Source organism: uncultured Boseongicola sp. (assembly GCF_937988555.1).
GTDB lineage: Bacteria > Pseudomonadota > Alphaproteobacteria > Rhodobacterales > Rhodobacteraceae > Boseongicola.
Genome location: NZ_CALJXO010000070.1, coordinates 1 through 21,564, shown reverse-complemented (window position 1 = coordinate 21,564; position 21,564 = coordinate 1). Strand labels below are relative to the sequence as shown.

The 21,564-nt window shown below is 57.1% G+C and carries 21 protein-coding genes; 8 read left to right on the top strand and 13 right to left on the bottom strand.

From position 1 onward, the window contains the following. From Q1B15_RS04100 to Q1B15_RS04065, 8 genes are all read right to left on the bottom strand, one after another. The coding region (locus tag Q1B15_RS04100; protein WP_299750567.1) for a DUF3333 domain-containing protein at positions 1–755 on the bottom strand (755 nt) is incomplete at its 3' end. Beyond that, positions 752–2,227, bottom strand: a complete 1,476-nt coding sequence (gene pstC, locus Q1B15_RS04095; protein WP_299750565.1) for a phosphate ABC transporter permease subunit PstC — start codon at positions 2,225–2,227, stop codon at positions 752–754. The genes pstC and Q1B15_RS04100, both read right to left, overlap by 4 nt. A gap of 66 nt (positions 2,228–2,293) precedes the next feature. Further along, on the bottom strand, positions 2,294–3,334 hold the full coding sequence (locus Q1B15_RS04090; protein WP_299750521.1) for a substrate-binding domain-containing protein: 1,041 nt from the start codon (positions 3,332–3,334) through the stop codon (positions 2,294–2,296). Between the two features lie 154 nt (positions 3,335–3,488). Beyond that, positions 3,489–4,517 (bottom strand): ATP-binding protein, encoded by a 1,029-nt coding sequence (locus tag Q1B15_RS04085; RefSeq protein WP_299750518.1) that lies wholly within the window; start codon positions 4,515–4,517, stop codon positions 3,489–3,491. 633 nt (positions 4,518–5,150) lie between these two features. Beyond that, complete coding sequence (locus Q1B15_RS04080) at positions 5,151–6,332, bottom strand: aminotransferase class I/II-fold pyridoxal phosphate-dependent enzyme (protein ID WP_299750516.1); 1,182 nt, start codon at positions 6,330–6,332, stop codon at positions 5,151–5,153. 21 nt (positions 6,333–6,353) lie between these two features. Continuing rightward, positions 6,354–6,884 carry a gamma carbonic anhydrase family protein gene (locus Q1B15_RS04075; RefSeq protein ID WP_299750515.1) on the bottom strand — a complete coding sequence of 177 codons (531 nt, stop codon included), beginning with the start codon at positions 6,882–6,884 and terminating at the stop codon, positions 6,354–6,356. Beyond that, positions 6,881–7,522, bottom strand: coding sequence for a guanylate kinase (gene gmk / locus Q1B15_RS04070; RefSeq protein ID WP_299750575.1), 642 nt, complete (start codon positions 7,520–7,522; stop codon positions 6,881–6,883). Before gmk ends, Q1B15_RS04075 begins: the two co-directional genes overlap by 4 nt. Before the next feature lie 28 nt (positions 7,523–7,550). Further along, on the bottom strand, positions 7,551–8,477 hold the full coding sequence (locus Q1B15_RS04065) for a YicC/YloC family endoribonuclease (protein WP_299750512.1): 927 nt from the start codon (positions 8,475–8,477) through the stop codon (positions 7,551–7,553). Positions 8,478–8,595: 118 nt separating this feature from the next. Between Q1B15_RS04065 and Q1B15_RS23335 the strand changes: the two genes are divergently transcribed. Beyond that, the gene (locus Q1B15_RS23335) at positions 8,596–8,976 is read left to right on the top strand and encodes a PAS domain-containing protein (protein WP_366141666.1); all 381 of its coding nucleotides are present in this window, start codon (positions 8,596–8,598) and stop codon (positions 8,974–8,976) included. Beyond that, positions 8,898–9,353 (top strand): PAS domain-containing protein, encoded by a 456-nt coding sequence (locus Q1B15_RS04060; RefSeq protein WP_299750573.1) that lies wholly within the window; start codon positions 8,898–8,900, stop codon positions 9,351–9,353. The genes Q1B15_RS23335 and Q1B15_RS04060 overlap by 79 nt, the downstream gene beginning before the upstream one ends. A 68-nt stretch (positions 9,354–9,421) precedes the next feature. Here Q1B15_RS04060 and Q1B15_RS04055 read toward each other — a convergent pair whose 3' ends face one another. Then, entirely contained in the window at positions 9,422–10,792 is a 1,371-nt protein-coding gene (locus tag Q1B15_RS04055; protein WP_299750509.1) for a class II 3-deoxy-7-phosphoheptulonate synthase, read from the bottom strand. Between the two features lie 196 nt (positions 10,793–10,988). Between Q1B15_RS04055 and Q1B15_RS04050 the strand changes: the two genes are divergently transcribed. After that, entirely contained in the window at positions 10,989–11,996 is a 1,008-nt protein-coding gene (locus Q1B15_RS04050; RefSeq protein WP_299750506.1) for a GlxA family transcriptional regulator, read from the top strand. 79 nt (positions 11,997–12,075) lie between these two features. On the opposite strand, the gene Q1B15_RS04045 is transcribed toward Q1B15_RS04050, so the two are convergent. Further along, on the bottom strand, positions 12,076–13,161 hold the full coding sequence (locus Q1B15_RS04045) for a PQQ-dependent sugar dehydrogenase (protein ID WP_299750503.1): 1,086 nt from the start codon (positions 13,159–13,161) through the stop codon (positions 12,076–12,078). Between the two features lie 166 nt (positions 13,162–13,327). On the opposite strand from Q1B15_RS04045, the gene Q1B15_RS04040 reads away from it, so the two are divergent. The 5 genes from Q1B15_RS04040 to Q1B15_RS04020 all read left to right on the top strand — a co-directional run bounded on the left by Q1B15_RS04040 (position 13,328) and on the right by Q1B15_RS04020 (position 18,683). Then, complete coding sequence (locus Q1B15_RS04040; RefSeq protein ID WP_299750499.1) at positions 13,328–14,521, top strand: ABC transporter substrate-binding protein; 1,194 nt, start codon at positions 13,328–13,330, stop codon at positions 14,519–14,521. A gap of 123 nt (positions 14,522–14,644) precedes the next feature. Further along, entirely contained in the window at positions 14,645–15,433 is a 789-nt protein-coding gene (locus Q1B15_RS04035; RefSeq protein ID WP_299750496.1) for an ABC transporter ATP-binding protein, read from the top strand. Beyond that, positions 15,430–16,263 (top strand): ABC transporter ATP-binding protein, encoded by an 834-nt coding sequence (locus tag Q1B15_RS04030; protein WP_299750493.1) that lies wholly within the window; start codon positions 15,430–15,432, stop codon positions 16,261–16,263. The genes Q1B15_RS04035 and Q1B15_RS04030 overlap by 4 nt, the downstream gene beginning before the upstream one ends. A 108-nt stretch (positions 16,264–16,371) precedes the next feature. After that, positions 16,372–17,382, top strand: a complete 1,011-nt coding sequence (locus Q1B15_RS04025; RefSeq protein ID WP_299750571.1) for a branched-chain amino acid ABC transporter permease — start codon at positions 16,372–16,374, stop codon at positions 17,380–17,382. Further along, on the top strand, positions 17,379–18,683 hold the full coding sequence (locus Q1B15_RS04020; protein ID WP_299750491.1) for a branched-chain amino acid ABC transporter permease: 1,305 nt from the start codon (positions 17,379–17,381) through the stop codon (positions 18,681–18,683). Before Q1B15_RS04025 ends, Q1B15_RS04020 begins: the two co-directional genes overlap by 4 nt. Positions 18,684–18,692: 9 nt before the next feature. On the opposite strand, the gene Q1B15_RS04015 is transcribed toward Q1B15_RS04020, so the two are convergent. From Q1B15_RS04015 to modB, 3 genes are all read right to left on the bottom strand, one after another. Further along, positions 18,693–19,277, bottom strand: a complete 585-nt coding sequence (locus tag Q1B15_RS04015) for a Hint domain-containing protein (RefSeq protein ID WP_299750488.1) — start codon at positions 19,275–19,277, stop codon at positions 18,693–18,695. A 594-nt stretch (positions 19,278–19,871) separates the two neighbouring features. Next, positions 19,872–20,897: an ATP-binding cassette domain-containing protein gene (locus Q1B15_RS04010; protein ID WP_299750485.1), complete on the bottom strand. Its 1,026-nt coding sequence runs from the start codon at positions 20,895–20,897 to the stop codon at positions 19,872–19,874. Then, entirely contained in the window at positions 20,890–21,561 is a 672-nt protein-coding gene (modB, locus tag Q1B15_RS04005) for a molybdate ABC transporter permease subunit (RefSeq protein WP_299750569.1), read from the bottom strand. Before modB ends, Q1B15_RS04010 begins: the two co-directional genes overlap by 8 nt. Between the last annotated feature and the right edge of the window lie 3 nt (positions 21,562–21,564).

The following is a 21,564-nucleotide window of genomic DNA, read 5'->3' as shown; positions in this document are numbered from 1 at the left end:
TCAAGATAGATCGACGCCGCGACCCCGATCGGCAGTGCGAGAAACAAAACCACAACCATCATATAAAGCGAGCCCAGTATCGCGACACCCAGACCTGCGGCTTCGGGGCGATTCTCGGATGCGTCGGGCGCGGTTATAAAGTTCCAGTTAAAGGTGCGCTCCAATGCGCCCGCGTCTTTCAGCGCATCTGCCAACATCAACTGCTCGGGCGAGATATTACGATCGAGTGCGGCCGAGGCCATTGTCACGCGGCCCTTGTAGTACCCATCGATCCGGCCCGAGGCGAGGAACTTGAACTCTACCGTGTCTCCGACTCGATCCGTGTTTGCCAGAACAAAGTTCCGCAACTGCGCAGCTGCCTCCTTCGAGATCACGGCGTCGGGCTTCGTCAGCCCCTCAATTTCGATCCCTTCGGCGGCAATCCGGTCCTCAATCGCCGCCTTGATCAACGGTGCATAGCCAAAGGTTGAGACTTTCGCCATTTCGGTGCGGTCCCGGCTGCCCGTCTTATCAAGCTTGTCTTCGGCCAAGACCACATCCAGCGAAATGAATGTCTGGCTAAATGACCCTATACCGTTACTTACAATCGACGTGAGCAAAAACACCAGCGCCAGCACCGCAATGCTTACCGCGACCATCCCATAAATCTGGAACCGGCGTTCAGCGGCATTGCGCTTTTGCGTCCGCGTATCCTGCGCCAAAAGCGAGCCTTTGCGGCGGTCGCCCCCTTCCGGTTCTGCAATTATATCGGTCATTCGTATTGCTCCCGATACCTGCGCACAATCCAAAGCGCGAGCACGTTCAATCCAAGCGTGATGGTGAACAGCGACAGCCCAAGCGCAAAGGCCACAAGCGTCTCAGGGGACGAAAAATCGGTATCTCCGGTCAACTGACTGACAATCTTTACAGTGATCGTAGTCATGGCCTGAAACGGGTTCACAAGTTCACCCAAGCCCCGATCAAACTGCGCTGCCGCGGCCCCTGCCCCAAGCACAACAATCATCGTCTCGCCAATTGCGCGCGACGCCGCCAACAAAACTGCGCCCACAATCCCCGGCAAGGCTGCCGGCACAACGACCTGACGGATCGTCTCGGATTGCGTCGCTCCCAGCGCGTAGGATCCATCACGCATCGACTGCGGCACCGCATTAATAATATCGTCAGACAACGAAGACACAAACGGGATCAACATAATGCCCATGACCAAACCGGCCGTTATCACCGAAGACGAACTTTGCCCAAGCCCCAGTGGCAAAGCAAAGTAGTCCCGAAGCATCGGTCCAACGGTGATCAGCGCGAACAAGCCATACACAATCGTCGGGATACCGGCCAAAACCTCGATCGCGGGTTTTGTCAAAGACCGCACCCGAATTGACGCGTATTCGGACAGAAATATCGCGGCGAACAAACCCACAGGTACTGCCACCAAAAGCGCTATGACCGAGATATACAACGTGCCCCAAAGCAAAGGTAGAATGGCCAATTCCGAATTGCCCCGGAAATCTGGTGCCCATTTTGTGCCGAAAAAGAAGTCCTGCCACGGATGCGCCGCAAAGAAGTTGCGCGCCTCAAACAACATTGAGAGAACCAGACCCAATGTTGTCAAAATGGCGATGGATGCGGCGGCAATCAGTACCAACAAAATTCTACGCTCGACCGTATTGCGCGCGCGGAAGTCCTTATTCGTCACCATGTACGACACAGAAAATCCGCCCAGTGCGGTCAGAAATGCGACAACAGACATCGCGGTGCCGCCCCATCCGGACAGCGTGCGGAACGACCGAGCGGCGTCGTAGACACCGACGGTAATGTCGGAGCCAAGGGCAACGCCAACAGAGCCTATTTGCTCTCGCAGGTCCGCCAAATAGGCATCATTGACGACAGGATCAGCCCCACCAAAAGGCGCATTAATCGCCTCAAGGCCTTCCGCCACACGACGCACATCGCTCATAACAAGCTCGCGCGTCGAGGTTTCCGAAATTGCATTTTCGGGCAGTTGCGCCGAAACCCGGCTCTCAATCCACATGGGCTGGATGAGCAGCCACAGGGCAAGCAATCCAAACGCCGGGGTCATCACCGTCAACGCCACGTTCCAACCGTAGTACGATGGCAGGGAATGTAGCCCGCGCGTGTCCCCACCAGCCGAGGCCACAGCGCGTCCGCGTCCCATGACAAAGCCAAGAACCGCCAGTGCGAAAATGATTGCAATTAGCCAGATTAGCGGCATGACGCCCTCGGGTCAGGAAAAAAGGGAGAGGGCACAAAAGAGCCCTCCCCCGGTAGCTTTATCAAGTTAGCTGCCCCAGCCCATGGTCTCTTCGGCTTCGATCATGATCTGTGTTTCCACCAGAACCGGATCGGATACCAGACCGTACTCAGCAAGCGGGCCGTCCGGACCAGCAATCTCGTCGGCAACGAAGAACGATGCGAACTCTTTGAGGCCTGGGATGACGCCGATGTGTGCGGCTTTGATGTAGAAGTACAAAGGACGCGACACAGGGTACTCACCAGTTGAGATCGTCTCTGTCGAAGGCGCGATGCCGGACATTGTCGCAACCTTCAGCTTGTCGGTGTTGTTCTCATAAAACGCGAGCCCAAACACGCCCACACCGTTCGAGTTGGCGTCGATACGCGCCAATGTCTCGGTGTAGTCGCCGTCGATATCGACCGAGCGGCCGTCAGTGCGCACGTTCATGCACGCGTCTTCCGCGTCATCTTCGCTCATGCCTGCTAATATCATGCCTCCAATGGCGCCGGAGTTTTCACAGCCAACCAAAAGCACCTTTTCCTCGAACACTTCGCGTGTTCCGTGCTTGGTGCCGGGAATGAACGCCTGAATTTCAGCGGCTGGCAGGCTCGGGTCGATCTCGTTCCACATTGTGAACGGGTTCGCTGTGATTTCGCCGTCCATAAAGACCTGCTCGGCAAGCGCCATGTACCAATGATCTTCAGTGAAAGCTGTATAAGCTGGACCGTCGATCTGGCTGGCGAACACGATGCCATCATAGCCGATGCGCACTTCGATTATGTCGGTCACGCCGGCATCTGCACAAGCTGCAACTTCGCCTTCGCGAATTTTGCGCGATGCGTTTGCGATATCGATTGTATTTTCGCCAACGCCTTCGCAGAAGCGCTTGAGGCCTGCGGACGAGCCACCGGATTCAACAACCGGTGTTGGGAAATCAAAGTTCTCACCGAAAGATTCGGCGACGATCGAAGCGTATGGAAGCACGGTCGAGGATCCGGCGACTTGCACCTGATCACGGGCAGCAGCGGCAGTCGCAGAGATTGTAAGAATTGCGATAGTCGAAACTGTAAGCTTCGCATTCAGCATGGGCTTTTCTCCTTAAGAAAGTTCCGGACCGCCCCACGCGGCCTTGGCGCCGTTCTATGGGGTGCTGCTGAAGCTTTTGCGACAGTTGTGTAACAGTTTTATGAAGTCCAAAATTTATCTAAAAACAGGGTCAAAAAACCGCTGCGAGGTCTGCTCAGATCGACACTTTAGTCGGTAAAATGACGGTAAAAACAGAACCTTGGCCCGGAGCGCTTTCAATCCGCAGTCGACCGCGATGGCGGTTAATAATGTGCTTCACAATAGCCAAGCCAAGACCCGTCCCCCCAAGTTCGCGCGATCTATGATTATCGATTCGGTAGAATCGCTCGGTCAGGCGCGGAATCAACTCAGGATTAAAGCCATCCCCGGTATCAATCACCGACAAGCTCGCCGCAGGCCCGCGAGTCATTGGATGATTGTCGACCGTCTCCATGCGCAAGGTCACCTTCTTGCCAAACCCCGAATACTTCAACGCGTTCTCGACAAGGTTGGTGATGACTTGCGCCAATTGATCCGCATCGCCCGGAAGCCGCGCGGCATCTTCAAGGTTCTCGTGCACGATCGTCATGCCGCGCTCGGCTGCCAGTGGCTCTAGGGCGTGAATGACGGATCGCGCAATCGATGTCAGATCAACAAGATCCAAGGGTCGAATGCGCTCGGTTGCCTCTACCCGGTTCAGAGACATCAAGTCTTCAACCAACCGGTTCATCCGCACCGCCTCGCGGTCCATGATCTCAAGGAACCGCGCCTGTGCTGCCGGATCGTTCTTTGCGGCACCGCGGAGTGTTTCGATAAAACCGATCAGCGCCGTCAAAGGCGTGCGCAACTCATGGCTGACATTGGCCACGAAATCCCGGCGCATCGTCCCGGCTTCTTCCGTCGCCGTTTGATCCTCGAAGGTGATAAGCATAGGGCGATCCGCCCCCATCATCGCAAGATGCACTGCCCAAGTCTTGTCGCGCCGCGCTTCGGTCGAAAGGTAACGTGCTTGTCTGGATTTACCATCCGACATGACCTGCTCGATCGCGTCCAGCAAAACAGGCTGGCGGAATGAGGTTATGTAATGTCGCCCCAGAACCCCGCGTCCGAACAATTGGATCGCCTGCGCATTCGCCGCCAAAAGCCGCTCGTCGCGTCCAACAACAATCGCCGGAAGCGGCAAGGCATCGACAAACTCTTGCATGGCAATTCTCCTATCCAGATCAAAAAATGCTTAAATTTCCGGCTTCTAGTGGCTTGTCACGGTCTGATTTTAGTTTGTAAAGCCGGAGTTTGATTAAGTGTACAACTTAAACGGGTACCTTCATGATTTCCTCCCCCTGAGGTATTTCTTTCCTCCAACAAGGTTTTATCTTGATTATCGTGAACAGGGAAAAAATGCAGGACGAATGTTTTCAATAACTGAGTTGGCAAAACAACGGGTAAAAAAGCATGAGCTCTTAACCTTTAAAATTAAGCCGCCTAGATGCCGCGTCACTTAGCGGCTTGGGTGATCAGACAGTTGCTATACTGGCTGTGGGCGAACCTGAAGAATGGCTGCAAAGCGGCCACCAGTTCCCCCAGTTCTCGAGCGCTCAGTTCGTGGCGATTGCGAGGTCGCGGATGGCTTACTTGAACACCTTTGGCCGACAGTCGTGATATCGCCCGCGCTTTCCAGACGTCTTGACTGCAACGACCTTGCGCAGATTCTAGGCAGCCATGGATACAAAGGTAAGTATCGGGCTCTATCCCGTGAACTTCCGAGTCCGAAAATGCCGAACGCGAGATCAAACGCCTTTACCCAGGACTCGACTTTGGCATCCTGATCGAGTGATGATCAGACCGCGATGGCGGCGCGTATGGCTTTCTCAAAAGTCGCGATAAGCGCGTCGGCCGGTTCGCAGCCGACTGAAATCCTGAAGAAGCCTTCCGAAATTCCGATCTCTGCCCGCGCCTGAGGCGTTAGTGCACGGTGCGAGGACGTCGCGGGATGGCTGATCGTCGTAGCGACATCGCCAAGGGTCGGCGCAAAGTTCAGCCCCTCGGCGTTACGCACAAATGCGTTGGCGGCCTCCCGCCCGCCTTCGATCTCAAAACTCACCATATGCCCACCCTCACCGCCAAGCAGCGTCGCGCTGCGATTGTGATCGGGATGATCGTGCCGTGTGGGGTATAGAACACGCACCACCCCCGGTAAAACCCCAAGAGCATCCCCAAGCCGTGCCGCAGTTGCAGTGCAGCGATCATACCTCAAATCGAACGAATAAAGCCCGCGCTCGGCCAGCCAGCAATCAAACGGTGACGCGGTAAATCCCATGCTGACCGCAAGCGTCAAAAACCGCGCCGAAAGTGCCGGATCTCTGGTCGCGACATATCCAAGGGTTGCATCCGAATGTCCCGCCATCAACTTGGTCACCGAATGGATGACAATATCCGCCCCCCGCGACAAAGGCCGACATCCGCGCGGCGTTGGAAACGTGTTGTCAATCGCCACAAGTATCCCGCGCTCCTTGGCCAGAGCGATAATCCCGTCAACATCCGCCACCCGAAGGGTCGGGTTCGACACTGTTTCGATCAGAATTAACTTCGTCTCGGGCCGGATCGCCGCCTCAAAGGCCACAACATCCGTCGGATTCGCCAGAGACGTCGCAATCCCAAAGCGCGGCAATTCCTCAGTCATCAGCCGAAGCGATCGCCCATAAAGCTGATCCGCCCCAAGCACATGATCGCCCGCGCTCGCTGAACCAAGCAACGCCACCGTCACAGCGCCCATGCCCGAGCCGGTCACGACACCGCCGGACGCGCCTTCCATGGCGTCTATCATTTGCCCCAGAACTTCCGCGTTCGGATGACCCTCGCGGGCATAGGTATAGCCCTTCGCACCGCCTTCGTACTGCGAGTCCAACTCGTCCGGATCGCCAGAGGCATAGACAACAGACGGCTGCAAAGGATTGACGACGGGGCGGCTTACGCTTCCCGGCCAAGGCGTGCGAAAGGGCTTTGACGGTGTGTCAGACATGGCCGATCTCCTATGTATTTCTTAATCCAGAGGCGTCAGACCAGCCCGGTACCGCCGCATCCGTTTGCGGTAATTCTCGGCCGAAACCAAAAGAGTGGCCTGCGCATCCGCGTCCAGGTCGCGCACCACCTTCCCCGGCATCCCCATCACAAGACTGCCGTCGGGAATAACCTTGCCCTCGGTCACAAGCGCGCCTGCGCCGATCAAGCAACCCTTGCCAATCTTCGCGCCATTCAAAACCGTGGCCCCCATCCCGATCAATGATCCATCACCAATCTCGCAGCCATGGATCATAGCCTTGTGGCCAATCGTGCAGTTCGCACCAATCACCACCGGAAAACCCGGATCCGCATGCACAACAGTGTTTTCCTGAATGTTGCTTCCCGCTCCCACGCGAAGCCGCTCGGTATCTCCGCGAAGCGTGGCGCCAAACCAGATCGACACTCCGCTTTCGATCACCACATCCCCGATAACATTGGCATCAGGCGCAACCCAGAAGTCGGCATCTTCCGGCAACACCGGCGATACATTGTCCAAAGCATACAAAGTCAAGATGCGCTGTCCTCAAACTCGTGCTGTAACTTGCGCACATGGCCCATCAATCCGGGCTGCTGCGTGCGCCGCAGACGTTCAGCTGTGATGATCGTATGAAGGCGTTCTTCGGTCGCATCAAGACTATCGTTCACCAGCACATAGTCATAACTGTCCCAGTGCGAAATCTCGTCCCAACTGCGCGTCATCCTTTTGGCAATCACATCTGCATCGTCCTGCCCGCGCGTTTCCAGGCGCCGCTGAAGTTCAGTGATCGACGGAGGCAAAAGGAAGATCGACAAAACATGCGGCGCTAGCGGCGAATTCGCAATTTGCTGCGCGCCCTGCCAATCAATGTCAAAAAGCACATCCGCCCCGGCCTCGATTGCGGCCTGCACAGGACGACGCGGCGAGCCATAAAAGTTGCCGAACACGAAAGCATGCTCCAGCATCTCGTTGTCTCGCACCATTGCCCTAAAGGCGGCTTCTTCTACGAAAGTATACTCGCGCCCGTCCTGCTCGCCGGTTCGTGCTACCCGCGTGGTGGCCGAAACAGAAAACCGGATATCCGTGTCCCATTCTCGCAATCGGCCCGCTAATGTCGACTTCCCCGCACCCGAAGGCGAGGACAGAATGATCAGAAGCCCCCGCCGAGCCATAACAATCCTGTCTGTCATCCCTGCCCCTTCATTCGATATTCTGAACCTGCTCGCGCATCTGGTCGATGACCGCTTTCAGGTCAAGCCCGATGGCCGTCATCTCGGTTGACTGAGCCTTGGAACACAACGTGTTTGCCTCGCGGTTGAACTCCTGCATCAGGAAATCAAGCTTGCGCCCGACGGGGCCTTGCGTAACCAGCAAAGACCGCGCCGCCGCCACATGCGCTGTCAACCGGTCCAGTTCCTCGGTGATATCCGTCTTTACTGCAATCAGCGCCAACTCCTGTGCCAGCCGCGTTTCGTCCGGCACCTCCGTTGCCTCCAAAAGCCTGGCCAGATTGCGCTCCAGCCCCGCCCGCGCCGCATCTGCCCGCACGCCCGCAGCCGTCAACGCTATTGTGCGCAAACGTTCGACCTCGTCCAATTGCTTAAACAACACATCGCTCAAAGCCGCACCCTCGCGGGCGCGATCTGCGTCAAAGGCCTGCAATGCGGCATCAAAGGCTGCAGCAATCGCGGCCCGCAACGCGCCAGTGTCACCATTGCCTCCCTCGCGTTGCTCGACCACGCCGCGCATGGCTGCGATGTCACTTGCTTTGGTTGGCACCAACGCCAGACCATACGCCGACGCACCGGCTTCGATATGGGTCAACAGCTCAAGGGTCGCGGCAAACTGGGCCTCGTTCAGACGCAACTCAGGCACTGCCTCTTCGCGCTGCAACCGGATCGACACCGTCACACTACCGCGCAACACACGCGCCTGTACCGCCTTGCGCAGGATTGGCTCAAGCCCCTCAATCCAGTCCGGCGCCCGAAACCGCATATCAAGCCCGCGCCCGTTCACGGCCCGCACGTCGCCACTGAAAGACCAGTCCGCGAACGCGCCATTCAGCGGACCAAAGCCCGTCATCGAGCGAAGCCCGACCGACTCGCCGCTGTCTTGTGCCTCAGCCATCGCCATTAACCTTTTGGTAAGAAAGAGGCGGAACCGACCCGCACTTCCTGACATCGTCGAATTGTGGGTAACAGAGAGGGTCGGAGCGAACAATACGCGCTCCGGGAAAGCGTGGAAGATGGCATATCGCGATAAAGGTAGTGGTGGCGACAATCAAAACGGCGATCAGGTTGTAGAATTTACGGCGATTAGGGCGCAATGTGGGGCCCATTCTGGCGCAGCGAGAAGCACGCTGGGAAGACATGCGAGTAGGACGCCTTGCGCCCAAATGAAGCGAATTTCTCCGCAATTTCTGCAAGGCTCTTTGGCGCATGTGTATGTTCTTGATAGTATCTCGACCGGGCTGGCGCGGATCCGCCTTGCGGGCTCATATCTGACGGATCTAATGGGGAAAGAAGTACGTGGCCTTCCGGCTTCGAAATTTTCAAACCAGCCTCGCGCGAGAAGCTGTCGGACGCCATCCAGTCTGATTTTGATGATCCATCAGTCGTGGGGATGAAACTAGGCGCAGCTAAAGGATTTGGACGGGCCGAGCTTACTGGTGACATGGTGTTATTGCCTTTGCGAAGTGACCTAGGCGAGATCAGTCGCGCACTTGGCGTCGTCGTGATGTCCGGCGACATCGGCCGCAGCGCCCGCAAGCTTCAGATCACCGGCCAAAGCAGATGCGGTCTGGTGGGTTTTGCCGACCACGACGTCACTCAATTGCGCCAGGCTTCCGAAACCGACGATCAAAACCGCATTCAGTGCACACCGCTGGCATCGTCCCCTGAAAAGCCAGACGCTCCGTACCCTGCAAAACGCACAATTTCCCCCCAAGAAAAGGGTGCACATCTGCGCCTTGTCACCGACAACACATTTATTGATCAGGAATGATCACACCGAACCAGAATGAAAAAGGCCCGCTTAACTGGCGGGCCTTTCTTGCATTTATGAGTGACGTTTCAGCCAACAGCTGCCGACAGCGCGCTTGCGCGCCGAGCGCTAAGTTCCTCGGCCACAAGGAAGGCAAGCTCCAACGCTTGCGACGCGTTCAGACGCGGATCGCACGCTGTGTGGTAACGGTCGGACAAGTCCTCGTCGCTAACAGCACGCACACCACCCGTACATTCGGTCACGTCTTGCCCAGTCATCTCGAAATGCACGCCACCCGGAACAGTGCCCTCGGCGCCATGCACCTGAAAGAACTCACGCACTTCTCGAAGAACGCTTTCAAAGGGTCGCGTTTTATAGCCCGTCGACGACTTGATCGTGTTACCATGCATCGGATCACAGGACCAAAGCACGTTCGCGCCCTCTTCCTTCACCGTCTTCAACAGACGCGGCAAGTGATCGCCCACGCTGCCCGCACCAAAACGCGCAATCAGTGTCAGACGCCCATCCTCATTGGTCGGATTCAGCTTGGTCATCAGGATCTTCAGATCCTCAGCTGTTGTGGTCGGACCACACTTCAGTCCGATCGGATTCTGAACACCGCTGGCAAATTCCACATGCGCGCCGTCTGGCTGACGCGTGCGGTCGCCGATCCAGATCATATGACCCGACCCCGCCAGCCACTGGCCGGACGTGGAATCGATCCGCGTCAAAGCCTCCTCGTATTCCAAAAGCAAAGCTTCGTGGCTTGTGTAGAAATCGACCTGGCTTAATTCGTGGTTCGTCTGAGCCGTCAGACCAGCAGCCGCCATGAAGTCGATGGTGTCCTGAATGCGATTAGCCATATCGCGATAGCGCTCGGCATCGACACCTTCGGCGAAGCCAAGCGTCCAGCTGTGGACGTGGTGAATGTCGGCGAAACCACCGGTTGAAAACGCGCGCAAAAGGTTCAGAGTCGCCGCCGCCTGCGTGTAAGCGCGCAGCATCTTGTCTGGGCTAGGACGGCGTGCCGTTTCGGAAAATTCCAGCTCGTTGACGATATCACCACGGTAGGACGGAAGCTCAACGCCGTTCTTCACCTCGGTCGGGGCCGAGCGTGGCTTAGCAAACTGCCCCGCCATCCGGCCAACCTTCACCACAGGCACCTTCGCGCCGTAAGTCAGAACCATCGCCATCTGCAACATGACTTTGAACGTGTCGCGAATGTTGTCAGCTGAAAATTCGGCAAAGCTCTCGGCGCAGTCGCCGCCTTGCAAAAGGAATGCCTCACCACGCGCAGCCGCGCCCAATTCACGCTTCAAACGGCGCGCTTCGCCCGCAAAGACAAGCGGCGGATACGACCCAAGACGCGCCTCAACCTCAGCCAAAGCGCCCGCGTCCATATAGTCAGGCATTTGCACCCGGGGTTTTGCGCGCCATCCGGTTTTCTGCCAATCGCTCATCTGTTCGTCCTCGAAAACAACAATATCCACATTGCGAGAATGGCTTATAGGGCAGCAGCGAGGGGTTGAAAACCGGGATTTGCCGCCGAGCGAGCCCTGTTCGCGACAAATCCTGTCGGAAAACGCGACCAGCGTCCCTTGCCGCGCCCTCTGAAATGGTGTTTCGGTGGTAGAATACATGCGATGGGAACCACAAATGGGCGATGCCGCAGTCCAGACAATTGACATCCAAAGCACCGGGGACAAGCCGCGCCGTTTTGTGTTCGTCCTTCTTGATCAGTTTACCCTGCTTTGCTTCGCCTGCGCGGTTGAAAGTCTCCGCATTGCCAACCGTATGTCCGGCAAACCGCTTTATGAATGGAGCATAATTGGCGAAGGCGGCGATACGGCTTGTTGCTCTGCCGGCACAGCCTTTCGTCTGGATAGCGATTTTGTTGAAGTCGGCCGCGACGACACCGTGGTGCTGTGTGGCGGCATCGATGTTGCAAATGCGACAACCAAAAAGCTGTTGAACTGGGTTCGGCGCGAAGCGCGACGTGGTGCCAAAATGGGCGGTCTGTGCACGGCGGGATACTCGCTGGCCAAGGCGGGCCTCTTAGACGGCAAGCGCGCGACGATACATTGGGAAAATCAGGACAGCTTCGTCGAAGAGTTTGAAGACGTCACTCTAACCAAATCCGTTTTCGTGGTCGACGGCAGCACATTTACCACCGCGGGTGGCACGGCGTCGATCGACCTGATGCTGAAGTTCATCGCCGACGATCACGGCGAGACCCTTGCGAGCGCCGTGGCAGACCAGTTGATCTATACGACGATCCGCACGGATCAGGACACGCAGCGTCTGTCTGTCCCCACCCGCATCGGCGTGCGTCATCCGAAGCTATCGGCCGTCATCCAGATGATGGAAGCCAATATCGAGGAACCCATCAGCCCGTCCATACTTGCCAAAGATGTCGGCATGTCGACGCGCCAGTTGGAACGACTGTTTCGTCGATATCTAAACCGCAGCCCAAAGCGTTACTATATGGAACTAAGGCTGCAAAAGGCGCGCAACCTTTTGATGCAAACTGATATGAGCGTGATCAACGTCGCCCTTGCCTGCGGCTTTGCCTCGCCTTCGCATTTTTCAAAATGCTACCGCGCGCAGTACGACACCACACCCTACCGCGAACGCGGTGCGCAGGCCGCACGGCTTTCGGTCTAGTTCAAAGCCCTCGGCTTTCGACGCGATGGGATAATTTACTTGCTTCCGGCGGGGATTTTCGGGATCCAAAGACCTTCGTTCAGTTTGGGGTCATGCGATAAAGAGTGCCATTGCCAACACTTAGAAACCAAATTCCACCGTTTGGACCCTCGCGCACATCACGGACCCGGAGGGTTTCGTCGCCGGTGAGTTGTTCGACCTCTGTCATGGGGGTGCCGTCCAGCCGTGAAATATAGTCGAATTTCAGCGATCCAACAAAGATGTCACCGCGCCATTCCGGCCAAAGCGCACCGGAATAAATCATCATTCCCGAAGGCGCCATCGACGGATCCCAAAAAAAATCCGGCTGCTGCAATCCGTCCTTGGCCGTGCCCTCGCCGATTGACCGACCGGAATAATGCTGTCCGTATGAAATCACCGGCCAGCCGAAATTCGCTCCCTTTTTCACCCTGTTTACTTCGTCGCCGCCACGTGCCCCGTGCTCGACAACCAAAAGGTTACCGGCAAGATCAAGTGCTGCGCCTTGCGGGTTGCGATGGCCAAAGCTCCAGATTTCAGGCTGTGCACCGTCCTGACCCACAAACGGATTGTCCCTAGGCACCGAGCCGTCACGGTTCACCCGCACGACCGATCCGGTCTCGATCGACAAATCCTGCGCCGTATCGCGCGCGCCGCGATCACCGATAGTTAAAAAGAGCGTTCCATCCGGCGCTTCGACAATGCGCGATCCGAAGTGTTGACCACCCGATGTGCTGGGCTCGATCTCGAAGATAGTCGTTACTTCAGACAAACGACCGCCGTCCTTGGAAAGACGCGCGCGCATAAGCGCCGTGCCCGCACCCCGTCCCTGCGGCTTGGCATAGCTCATGAAAATCTCACGACGTTGTGCAAAATCGCGCGGGATCAGAATATCCAGAAGACCGCCCTGCCCGACATCCGCAATTTCTGGCAGTCCTGCTACCTGTGTTATGTCGTCATCGACCAGCAGCAAAATGCCTTCGCGTTCTGTAATCAGCAGCCGCCCATCGGGCAGAAATCCGAACGACCATGGCTCATCCAGACCATTCACAATCGGCGCGACACGCACTTGCCCCGACGACGTGTCAAACGCGGCACCGGCCGTACCAACGCAACAGACGGCGAGGATAGCTACGAACCTGACCATGGTGGACGTCTCCTTTATTTCAACAAAGATAAACAGCTAGTGTGGAGAAACCAAATTTCACGCACAGGTTTTACGTCACGGAAGTCTTAGGTGTGCCCCTTTTCATTATGATTTTCTTCCCTATTGTCTTTTTCGGAACAATAGTTCTCATCAGGGAGATAAAAAAATGAAAAAACTACTAATGGCTTCGGCCGCGACCGCACTGTGTGCGGGCTCCGCCTTTGCAGACGCTCACGCCGAAGAGATCAAAATCGGTATCATCCTCGGCTTCACGGGCCCGCTTGAATCGATAACACCGGACATGGGGGATGGCGCAGAACTGGCAATCAGCGAAGTGAATGCATCGGGCAAACTGCTTGGTGGCGCGACCGTCACGCCTGTGCGAGCGGATTCGACTTGTATTGACGCCGGCGCAGCCACCGCTGCCGCAGAACGTCTTGTTACCAGCGATGGCGTAAATGCGATCATGGGTGCGGATTGTTCTGGCGTGACAGGTGCCATTCTGCAAAACGTTGCGATCCCAAACGGCATCGTGATGTTATCGCCATCGGCCACATCGCCAGGTCTTACGACCGCAGAAGACAACGGTCTGTTCTTCCGCACAGCCCCTTCCGATGCGCGTCAGGGTCAGGTTATCACCGACATTCTGCTTGAAGAGGGCGTTGGAGAAGTTGCCGTTACCTATACCAACAACGATTACGGCAAGGGTCTTGCCGACGCGATCCAGGCTGCCTACGAAGAAGCAGGCGGCACGGTCACGATCAACGCAGCCCATGAAGACGGCAAAGCAGACTACACCGCAGAAGTCGGCGCCTTGGCGTCAGCCGGTGGCGAGCGTCTCGTCGTTGCTGGCTATGTTGACGGCGGCGGTACAGGTATAGTTCGAGCTGCGCTTGACTCTGGCGCCTTCGACACGTTTCACTTCCCAGACGGTATGGTCAGCGATACTCTGGTCTCCAACTTTGGTTCAGAAATTGATGGCTCGACCGGCAACATTCCAGGCACCGATAGTCCAGGATCGAAGATGTATGTCGATCTAGTAGGTGATGCGTTCAACCCAAGTGGACCGTTCTCACCCGAAAGCTATGACGCCGCGGCGCTTATCATGCTTGCCATGCAAGCGGCTGGTTCGTCTGACTCGGCCGAGTTCAAGAACGAAGTCATGAACGTCGCGAACGCACCGGGCGAGCAAATCTTCCCGGGCGAGCTCGGCAAGGCGCTAGAGATCCTCGCGAATGGCGGCGAAATCGACTACGTCGGCGCGTCGGCGGTCGAATTGATCGGACCGGGCGAAAGTGCCGGCAACTACCGCCAGATCAACTACGAAGGCGGCGCAGAAGTCACCGCGAAGTATCGCTGATCTGAAAAAGCATGAAACGGCCCGGTCAACCCCCGGGCCGTTTCATAAATACTTAACACCCGCCCGGATGAATCCACCTGGACGGGATAGAAAAGGGCAGCGTTCGGGCATGGGAAAAGAAACATGATCGTCGTTGACGACCTTCACAAACACTTTGGCGGCTTTCATGCGGTCGACGGGTCAACGCTGGAGATCAAGAAAGGTTCCATCACCGGACTGATTGGTCCGAATGGAGCGGGAAAGACCACACTTTTCAATGTGATTGCAGGCCGCCTACCCCCGACGTCTGGGCGCGTTTACATGGATGGCGAAGACATCACTGGCTTGCCCCCACACGAGCTATTCCGCAAAGGGCTTCTTCGCACTTTTCAGATCGCCCATGAATTCTCTTCAATGACAGTTTGCGAAAACCTGATGATGGTGCCCGGCAACCAATCCGGCGAGACTATCTGGAATGCCTGGCTTGGCCGAAAGCAGATTATCGAAGACGAGAAAGCCCTTGTGAAGAAGGCCGATGAAGTCCTTCAATTTCTTACCATTGATCATCTGAAAAACGAGAAAGCAGGCAACCTTTCGGGTGGCCAGAAGAAGCTACTTGAACTTGGGCGGACCATGATGGTCGACGCCAAGATTGTCTTTTTGGACGAGGTCGGCGCAGGCGTGAACCGCACCCTTCTCAATACCATCGCGGACGCCATCAAGCGTCTCAACGAAGAACGCGGCTATACCTTCTGTGTCATCGAACATGACATGAATTTCATTGGCCGCCTTTGTGATCCCGTCATCGTCATGGCCGAAGGAAAAGTCCTGGCCGAAGGAACAATGGCAGAGATCAAATCCAACGAACAAGTCATCGAGGCTTACCTTGGCACAGGCCTCAAAAACAAAGTCAAAGCAGAGGCCGGCGCGTGAGCGACAACCCTTATCAGAACGCGCGTGGCAACAAAGACAAGTCCATCGCCAATCCAAAGCCCCCTGGCACGTTGAAATCCTACGGCAGCGAAACCGAAGGGCGTCCCGGCACGCGCGAAGGCCAGCCCTTTCTTATCGGGGACGACATGACCGGCGGCTACGGCACCGGCGCGGACATCCTTCACGGCTGCACCATCTCCGTCGACAAGGGCCAGATTGCCGTGATCGTTGGCCCGAACGGCGCGGGCAAATCCACTGCGATGAAAGCCGTCTTTGGAATGCTGAACGTCCGCGAAGGCGCTGTTCGTCTTGACGGCGAAGACATCACCCGCCTCACACCGCAAGCCCGCGTCGCCAAAGGCATGGCCTTCGTGCCGCAAACCTCGAACATCTTCACGTCGATGACTGTCGAAGAGAACCTTGAAATGGGGGCCTTCCTACGCCGGGACGATATCGCGACAACGATGGAACAGGTCTATGATCTGTTCCCCATCCTGCGCGAAAAACGGCTTCAGCCCGCAGGCGAATTGTCCGGCGGCCAGCGCCAGCAAGTGGCCGTGGGCCGCGCGTTGATGACCAAACCCAAAGTCCTGATGCTGGACGAACCGACAGCGGGCGTCAGCCCTATCGTTATGGATGAACTTTTTGACCGGATTATCGAGGTGGCCCACACGGGCATTTCGATCCTGATGGTCGAGCAAAACGCGCGGCAGGCGCTTGAGATCGCCGATAAAGGCTACGTTTTGGTGCAGGGACGCAATGCGTTCACAGACACCGGAAAAGCCCTCCTCGATGATCCAGAAGTCCGCCGCTCATTCCTTGGGGGGTAGTGATGCAAATCCAGATCATCCCCTCAACCTCGTGAAGCCATCTCGGCGTGATATCGCACCGCGTGGCCTATACTTTCTGAACAACGCGACCGGAACGGAAGCTATATGATCGACCTGTTGAACGCAATTGTGGCCCTTGCCAACTTTGTCATTGTCCCTGCCATCGTCTATGGCAGCCAGCTTGCGCTAGGCGCACTTGGCGTGACGTTGATCTACGGCATCCTGCGGTTTTCTAACTTCGCCCACGGCGACACGATGGCGTTTGGTGCGATGGTAACAATCCTTGCGACATGGGGTCTGCAAAGCCTCGGAATTAACCTTGGTGTCTTCCCGACAGCGCTCCTAGCCCTGCCCATCGGGATCGCAGGAACAGCGCTTTTGGTGCTAGCAACGGATAGGCTGGTCTACAAATTCTACCGCGAACAAAAGGCCGCCCCGGTGATCCTTGTGATCGTGTCGATGGGTGTTATGTTCATCATGAACGGCCTTGTTCGTTTCATTATCGGCCCCGACGATCAACGCTTCGCAGATGGCGCACGCTTCATCATTACAGCGCGCGATTTCAAGGAAAAGACGGGTCTCAGCGAAGGCCTTGCAATCAAATCCACCGCTGCCCTAACGGTCGTTGTCGCCATTATCGTAGTGTTATTGTTGTTCTGGTTCCTGAACAAAACGCGCACCGGAAAATCTATGCGCGCGTTCTCCGACAATGAAGACCTCGCCCTGCTTTCAGGCATCAACCCGGAACGCGTGGTGATGATCACATGGATCATCGTTGCAGCCCTTGCCACCACCGCAGGCGTCCTCTATGGTCTCGATAAGTCCTTCAAACCATTTACTTATTTCTCACTTCTTCTGCCGATCTTCGCCTCAGCAATCGTCGGAGGCCTGGGGAATCCCCTTGGTGCCATCGCGGGCGGCTTCGTCATCGCGTTTTCAGAAGTCACCGTCACCTACGCCTTCAAAAAGGTCGCTGGATACCTTCTGCCCGAAGCATGGGAGCCCGACAGCCTCGTCCAGCTTCTATCGACCGATTATAAGTTCGCCGTCAGCTTCGCGATTCTTGTCATCGTCCTGTTGTTCAAGCCGACCGGTCTCTTTCAGGGGAAATCGATATGACCCTTCTTCCACGCGACATCATCCTGTTTTTCGTGGTCTTTGGCCTGATCGCCGCGACCGGCTTTTTCCAAAGCTGGAACGTCGCGCTCGGCATCGTCAACATGGGTCTGATCTCGGCTATCATGGCGCTTGGGGTGAACATGCAATGGGGCTACGCGGGCCTGTTTAATATCGGCGTCATGGGCTTCGTCGCCCTGGGCGGTCTCGGCGCCGTCCTTGTCGCCATGCCCCCCGTGAGCGAGGCCTGGGCCGCCGGTGGCCTACGCGTTATCGCCGCTTTACTCCTCGGCATAGCCACAGTCATCGCTGCCCATCAGGCCATGCGCCGATTGCCCAAGGGACGCACCAAAGTTTTTGTCGTCCTTGCGATCCTTATTGTCGGATTTTTCATCTACCGAGCGGTACTGGATCCCGCGACAGCCGCCATCGAAAAGGTCAATCCAGCCGCAACAGGCTACCTCGGTGGCCTCGGACTTCCCGTGCTTTTCTCATGGCCCGTCGGTGCGCTTTTCGCTGCCGGTGCTGCATGGCTAATCGGCAAGACCGCCCTTGGTCTGCGCTCAGATTACCTCGCAATCGCGACCCTTGGCATTGCCGAGATCGTCATTGCAATGATGAAGAACGAAGATTGGCTCAGCCGCGGCGTAAAAAACGTAATCGGCATTCCGCGCCCTGTCCCCTACGAGATCGACCTGCAAAACGATCCCTTCTTCGTCGAGCGCATGACCTCGTGGGGCTTTGATCCCGTCACAGCGTCTTCGATCACCGTAAAACTCGCCTACTCCGGCCTGTTTATCACCGTCCTGATCATCCTGTTGTGGCTGTCACAGGCCGCTCTTGCTTCGCCGTGGGGCCGCATGATGCGCGCTATCCGCGACAATGAAGACGCGGCCGAAGCCATGGGCAAGGACGTCACCGCGCGGCACCTGCAAATCTTCATCCTTGGCTCGGCCGTTTGCGGACTTGCAGGCGCGATGATGGCCACGCTCGACGGACAACTCACACCCGGGACCTACCAGCCGCTGCGCTTCACGTTTCTCATCTGGGTCATGGTCATCGTCGGAGGCTCGGGGAACAACTTCGGTTCGGTCCTTGGCGGTTTTCTCATCTGGTACCTCTGGGTCATGGTGGAGCCCTTTGGCCTCACCTTCATCCAATTCATTACCTCCGGAATGGCCGACGGCTACTGGCTGAAAGCTCACCTGTTGGAAAGTGCCGCACACATGCGCTTGTTGACGATGGGCCTGATCCTACTTCTGGTCCTGCGCTTCAGCCCCCGAGGCCTCATCCCCGAGCGTTAAGCGAAGACGTCAAAGCCCTTTGATTACATCCCGCGCGGCCGGAAACCGCGTTGCAGCCCCGATGGTTTCGACCTCGGGGAACAGATCCAATATTTCACGCCGCTGGGAATTTCCAAGTGCCCGCATGAGCTGATCATCGGGGTGAAACGTCTCGGTCCACGCCCCATCCGCCAGGATCACCTGATGCGCATCGCACAAGAGATGAATGTAACTCACCCCCAAGGTGGCCGCTGACCGCACCATGCGCCCGTCCATAAGATGACGTGCCGCGACCAAGGCCTCGTCGCCGTCAATCGCAAGAAACGACTGCTCCTGCGAGATCAGAAATCGGTGCGACGGGCTGACCATCATATCGCGGTATGGCCGGCCGTTCCCTAAGGCCCCTGCTCGCACAAGGACCGGCGCCAACTCGGGCTCAAATGCCAGTTCCGAATAATCCACATCGCGCCTGCCGGTCCAATGCACCCGGCGCAGGCCGTTGTCGCGCGTAACGATGCGGTCCCCCTGGCGAAGCGCTTCGACTGGCACAGGACCGCAATCCGTGGCAATCAACGTGCCCGGCGTAAAACATGGTGTAATCGGTGAAATCGTCATTGTACGAATCCTCGCTGAGGGGTGTCCTCAGGTCTTCGCAACAACCGATTGAGTTAAGTGACGGGAATCGATGCGTGTATCCCCGTGGTGCCCGGCAACAGGGCGAATAATCACACAGGGAGCACCGATCCCCGCCGCCAACCGGCAGCACTCGATACCCAACCTGCAGGAACGTCCTGCAAGCCATGCGCGGCACCCCCATGCCGCATCACTACCCCCCAGCGAGGTAAGGAAAAGTTATCCTTTCCGCCCTGAAGACCAAAGCAAAAACGGCCACATTGGGGCACTCAGGGCGCCACCACACAATGCGCGATCCGAAATGCGGCACGCGCTTAAGGCAATGTATCAAGCTATTGATGTCAAAACAGAAACACTGTCCGGAGCTGGAAAACTTAAGGGAACGAACACGCTACACGGATCCCCTACGAAAAAGTCCTTCCCAGTCACCAGCTTGATTGTCCCGTTATTAGAAACACTCACAAATCCGTCATGTCCCCAATTGGGCGCAATTATGTCGCGAAGGCCGGGTCAGTCAGTGTTTTCGTCAAAGCACCAATAGAAACCAAAGCGGCTCATTGATGGGCGGAATTCCGCTTATGTTCGCGAATCGCCCGCCATAGGGCGTGGAAGCACGCGCAAAATCGACATCCAAAGCGTCGTTGCATTCGGAACGCGCACCACGCCTGGCACCGTGACGGACTGTCCAAGCACATCGATAACCGCCTGTCCTCGTGCGCCCGCAGGCCGCGTCACAGTCACCGGCAAGACCATAATGGCCGAGCCCGCGCCCGGATGATGCAAACTGAAGTGAACGCTCTCGACAGGAAGCCCTATCCCGATTGCTTCTCCTGGCAAGGCACGCAACGCCAAAGGGATCGACGCCCCCGGCCCGTCCGCATCGGCGCCGTCAAGACGCACCTCCACGCCGGGACTGGTCTCGGCCACTACATGCGCGTTCAATCGCATAGGCGCCGTGCGCCATCCCGTGATATGACCTGCGCCAAGTTCCAGAACGCGGTCGGCAAGGGTTACGATCTCGTCGCTGGCATGGCTCACATAAAGGGCAGGCACGCGCGCTTGCGACACCGCGCGCGCGATGTAAGGCAGGAACTCGGACTTGCGCTGGCTGTCCAGACCGGTCATCGGCTCATCCAGAAACAGCACTGCCGGATTGGACGCCAAAGCTCGTGCCAAGCCCACACGGCGCGCTTCGCCCCCCGACAGCCCTTCGATCCCCCGGTCCAGCAAAGGCCCCAGATCAAGCGCGTCGACAATCGCATCAAACGACGTAACCTGCCGCCGCTTGGCGCCATAACCAATGTTGCCCGCAACGCTCAGATGCGGAAACAGGTTGGGGTCCTGAAAGACAAAGCCGATTCGCCGCTCATGGGCGGGCAAATGCCCCCCCGGCCCGTCCCAGTCGGCATTGCAAAACGACACACGCCGCTCGCCTGAAACGTCCAAGTCCAACCCCGCAAGCGCGCGCAAAAGTGATGTCTTCCCGCTGCCCGACGGTCCGGTGATCGCGGTCACCCCTTGCAACGGCAAGCTTTCCTCGACGTCCAGCGTGAACAAACGCCCGCGCTTCAACTTCAGTCGGAAATGCAGGCGGTCAGGCAACGCGCACGCCCCCCCGCCGGTTGAACACATAGACAAGCATCAAAACGCAGAACGAAAACACCAAAAGCCCAAGCGACAAAAGATGTGCAGTGGCATAATCTAGGGTCTCAACAGCGGTAAAAATCTCTATCGAAATCACCCGTGTGCGCCCCGGTATGTTTCCGCCGACCATAAGCACAACTCCGAACTCGCCCACGGTATGAGCAAAAGTCAAAACCCCGGCCGTCAAAAACCCCCGGCGCGCAAGCGGCAAAGCAATCGTCAAGAACGCATCCCGCGGTGTCGCACCAAGCGTCCTTGCCGCATCCATCGTGGGCCGCGGCACGGACGCGAACGCCGTCTGCAACGGCTGCACCGCAAACGGCAGCGAATACACCAAAGACGCAATCACCAAGCCGGTGAACGAAAACGTCAGCGTGTCGCCTGTAACGCTTAACCAAAGCGCCCCAAACGGCGCTGTAGGGCTCATCAGGATCAACAAATAAAAGCCAAGCACAGTCGGCGGCAAAACCAAAGGCAGCGTCGTGATCGCTTCGACAACAGGTCGCACCTTCGAGCGTGTCGTTGTCAGCCACCACGCCAAAGGCAACGCCACGGCAAGCAAAATAGCGGTCGTCACAAAAGCCAGCTTCAGCGTCAACCATATCGCAGGCCATACCGTCATTGT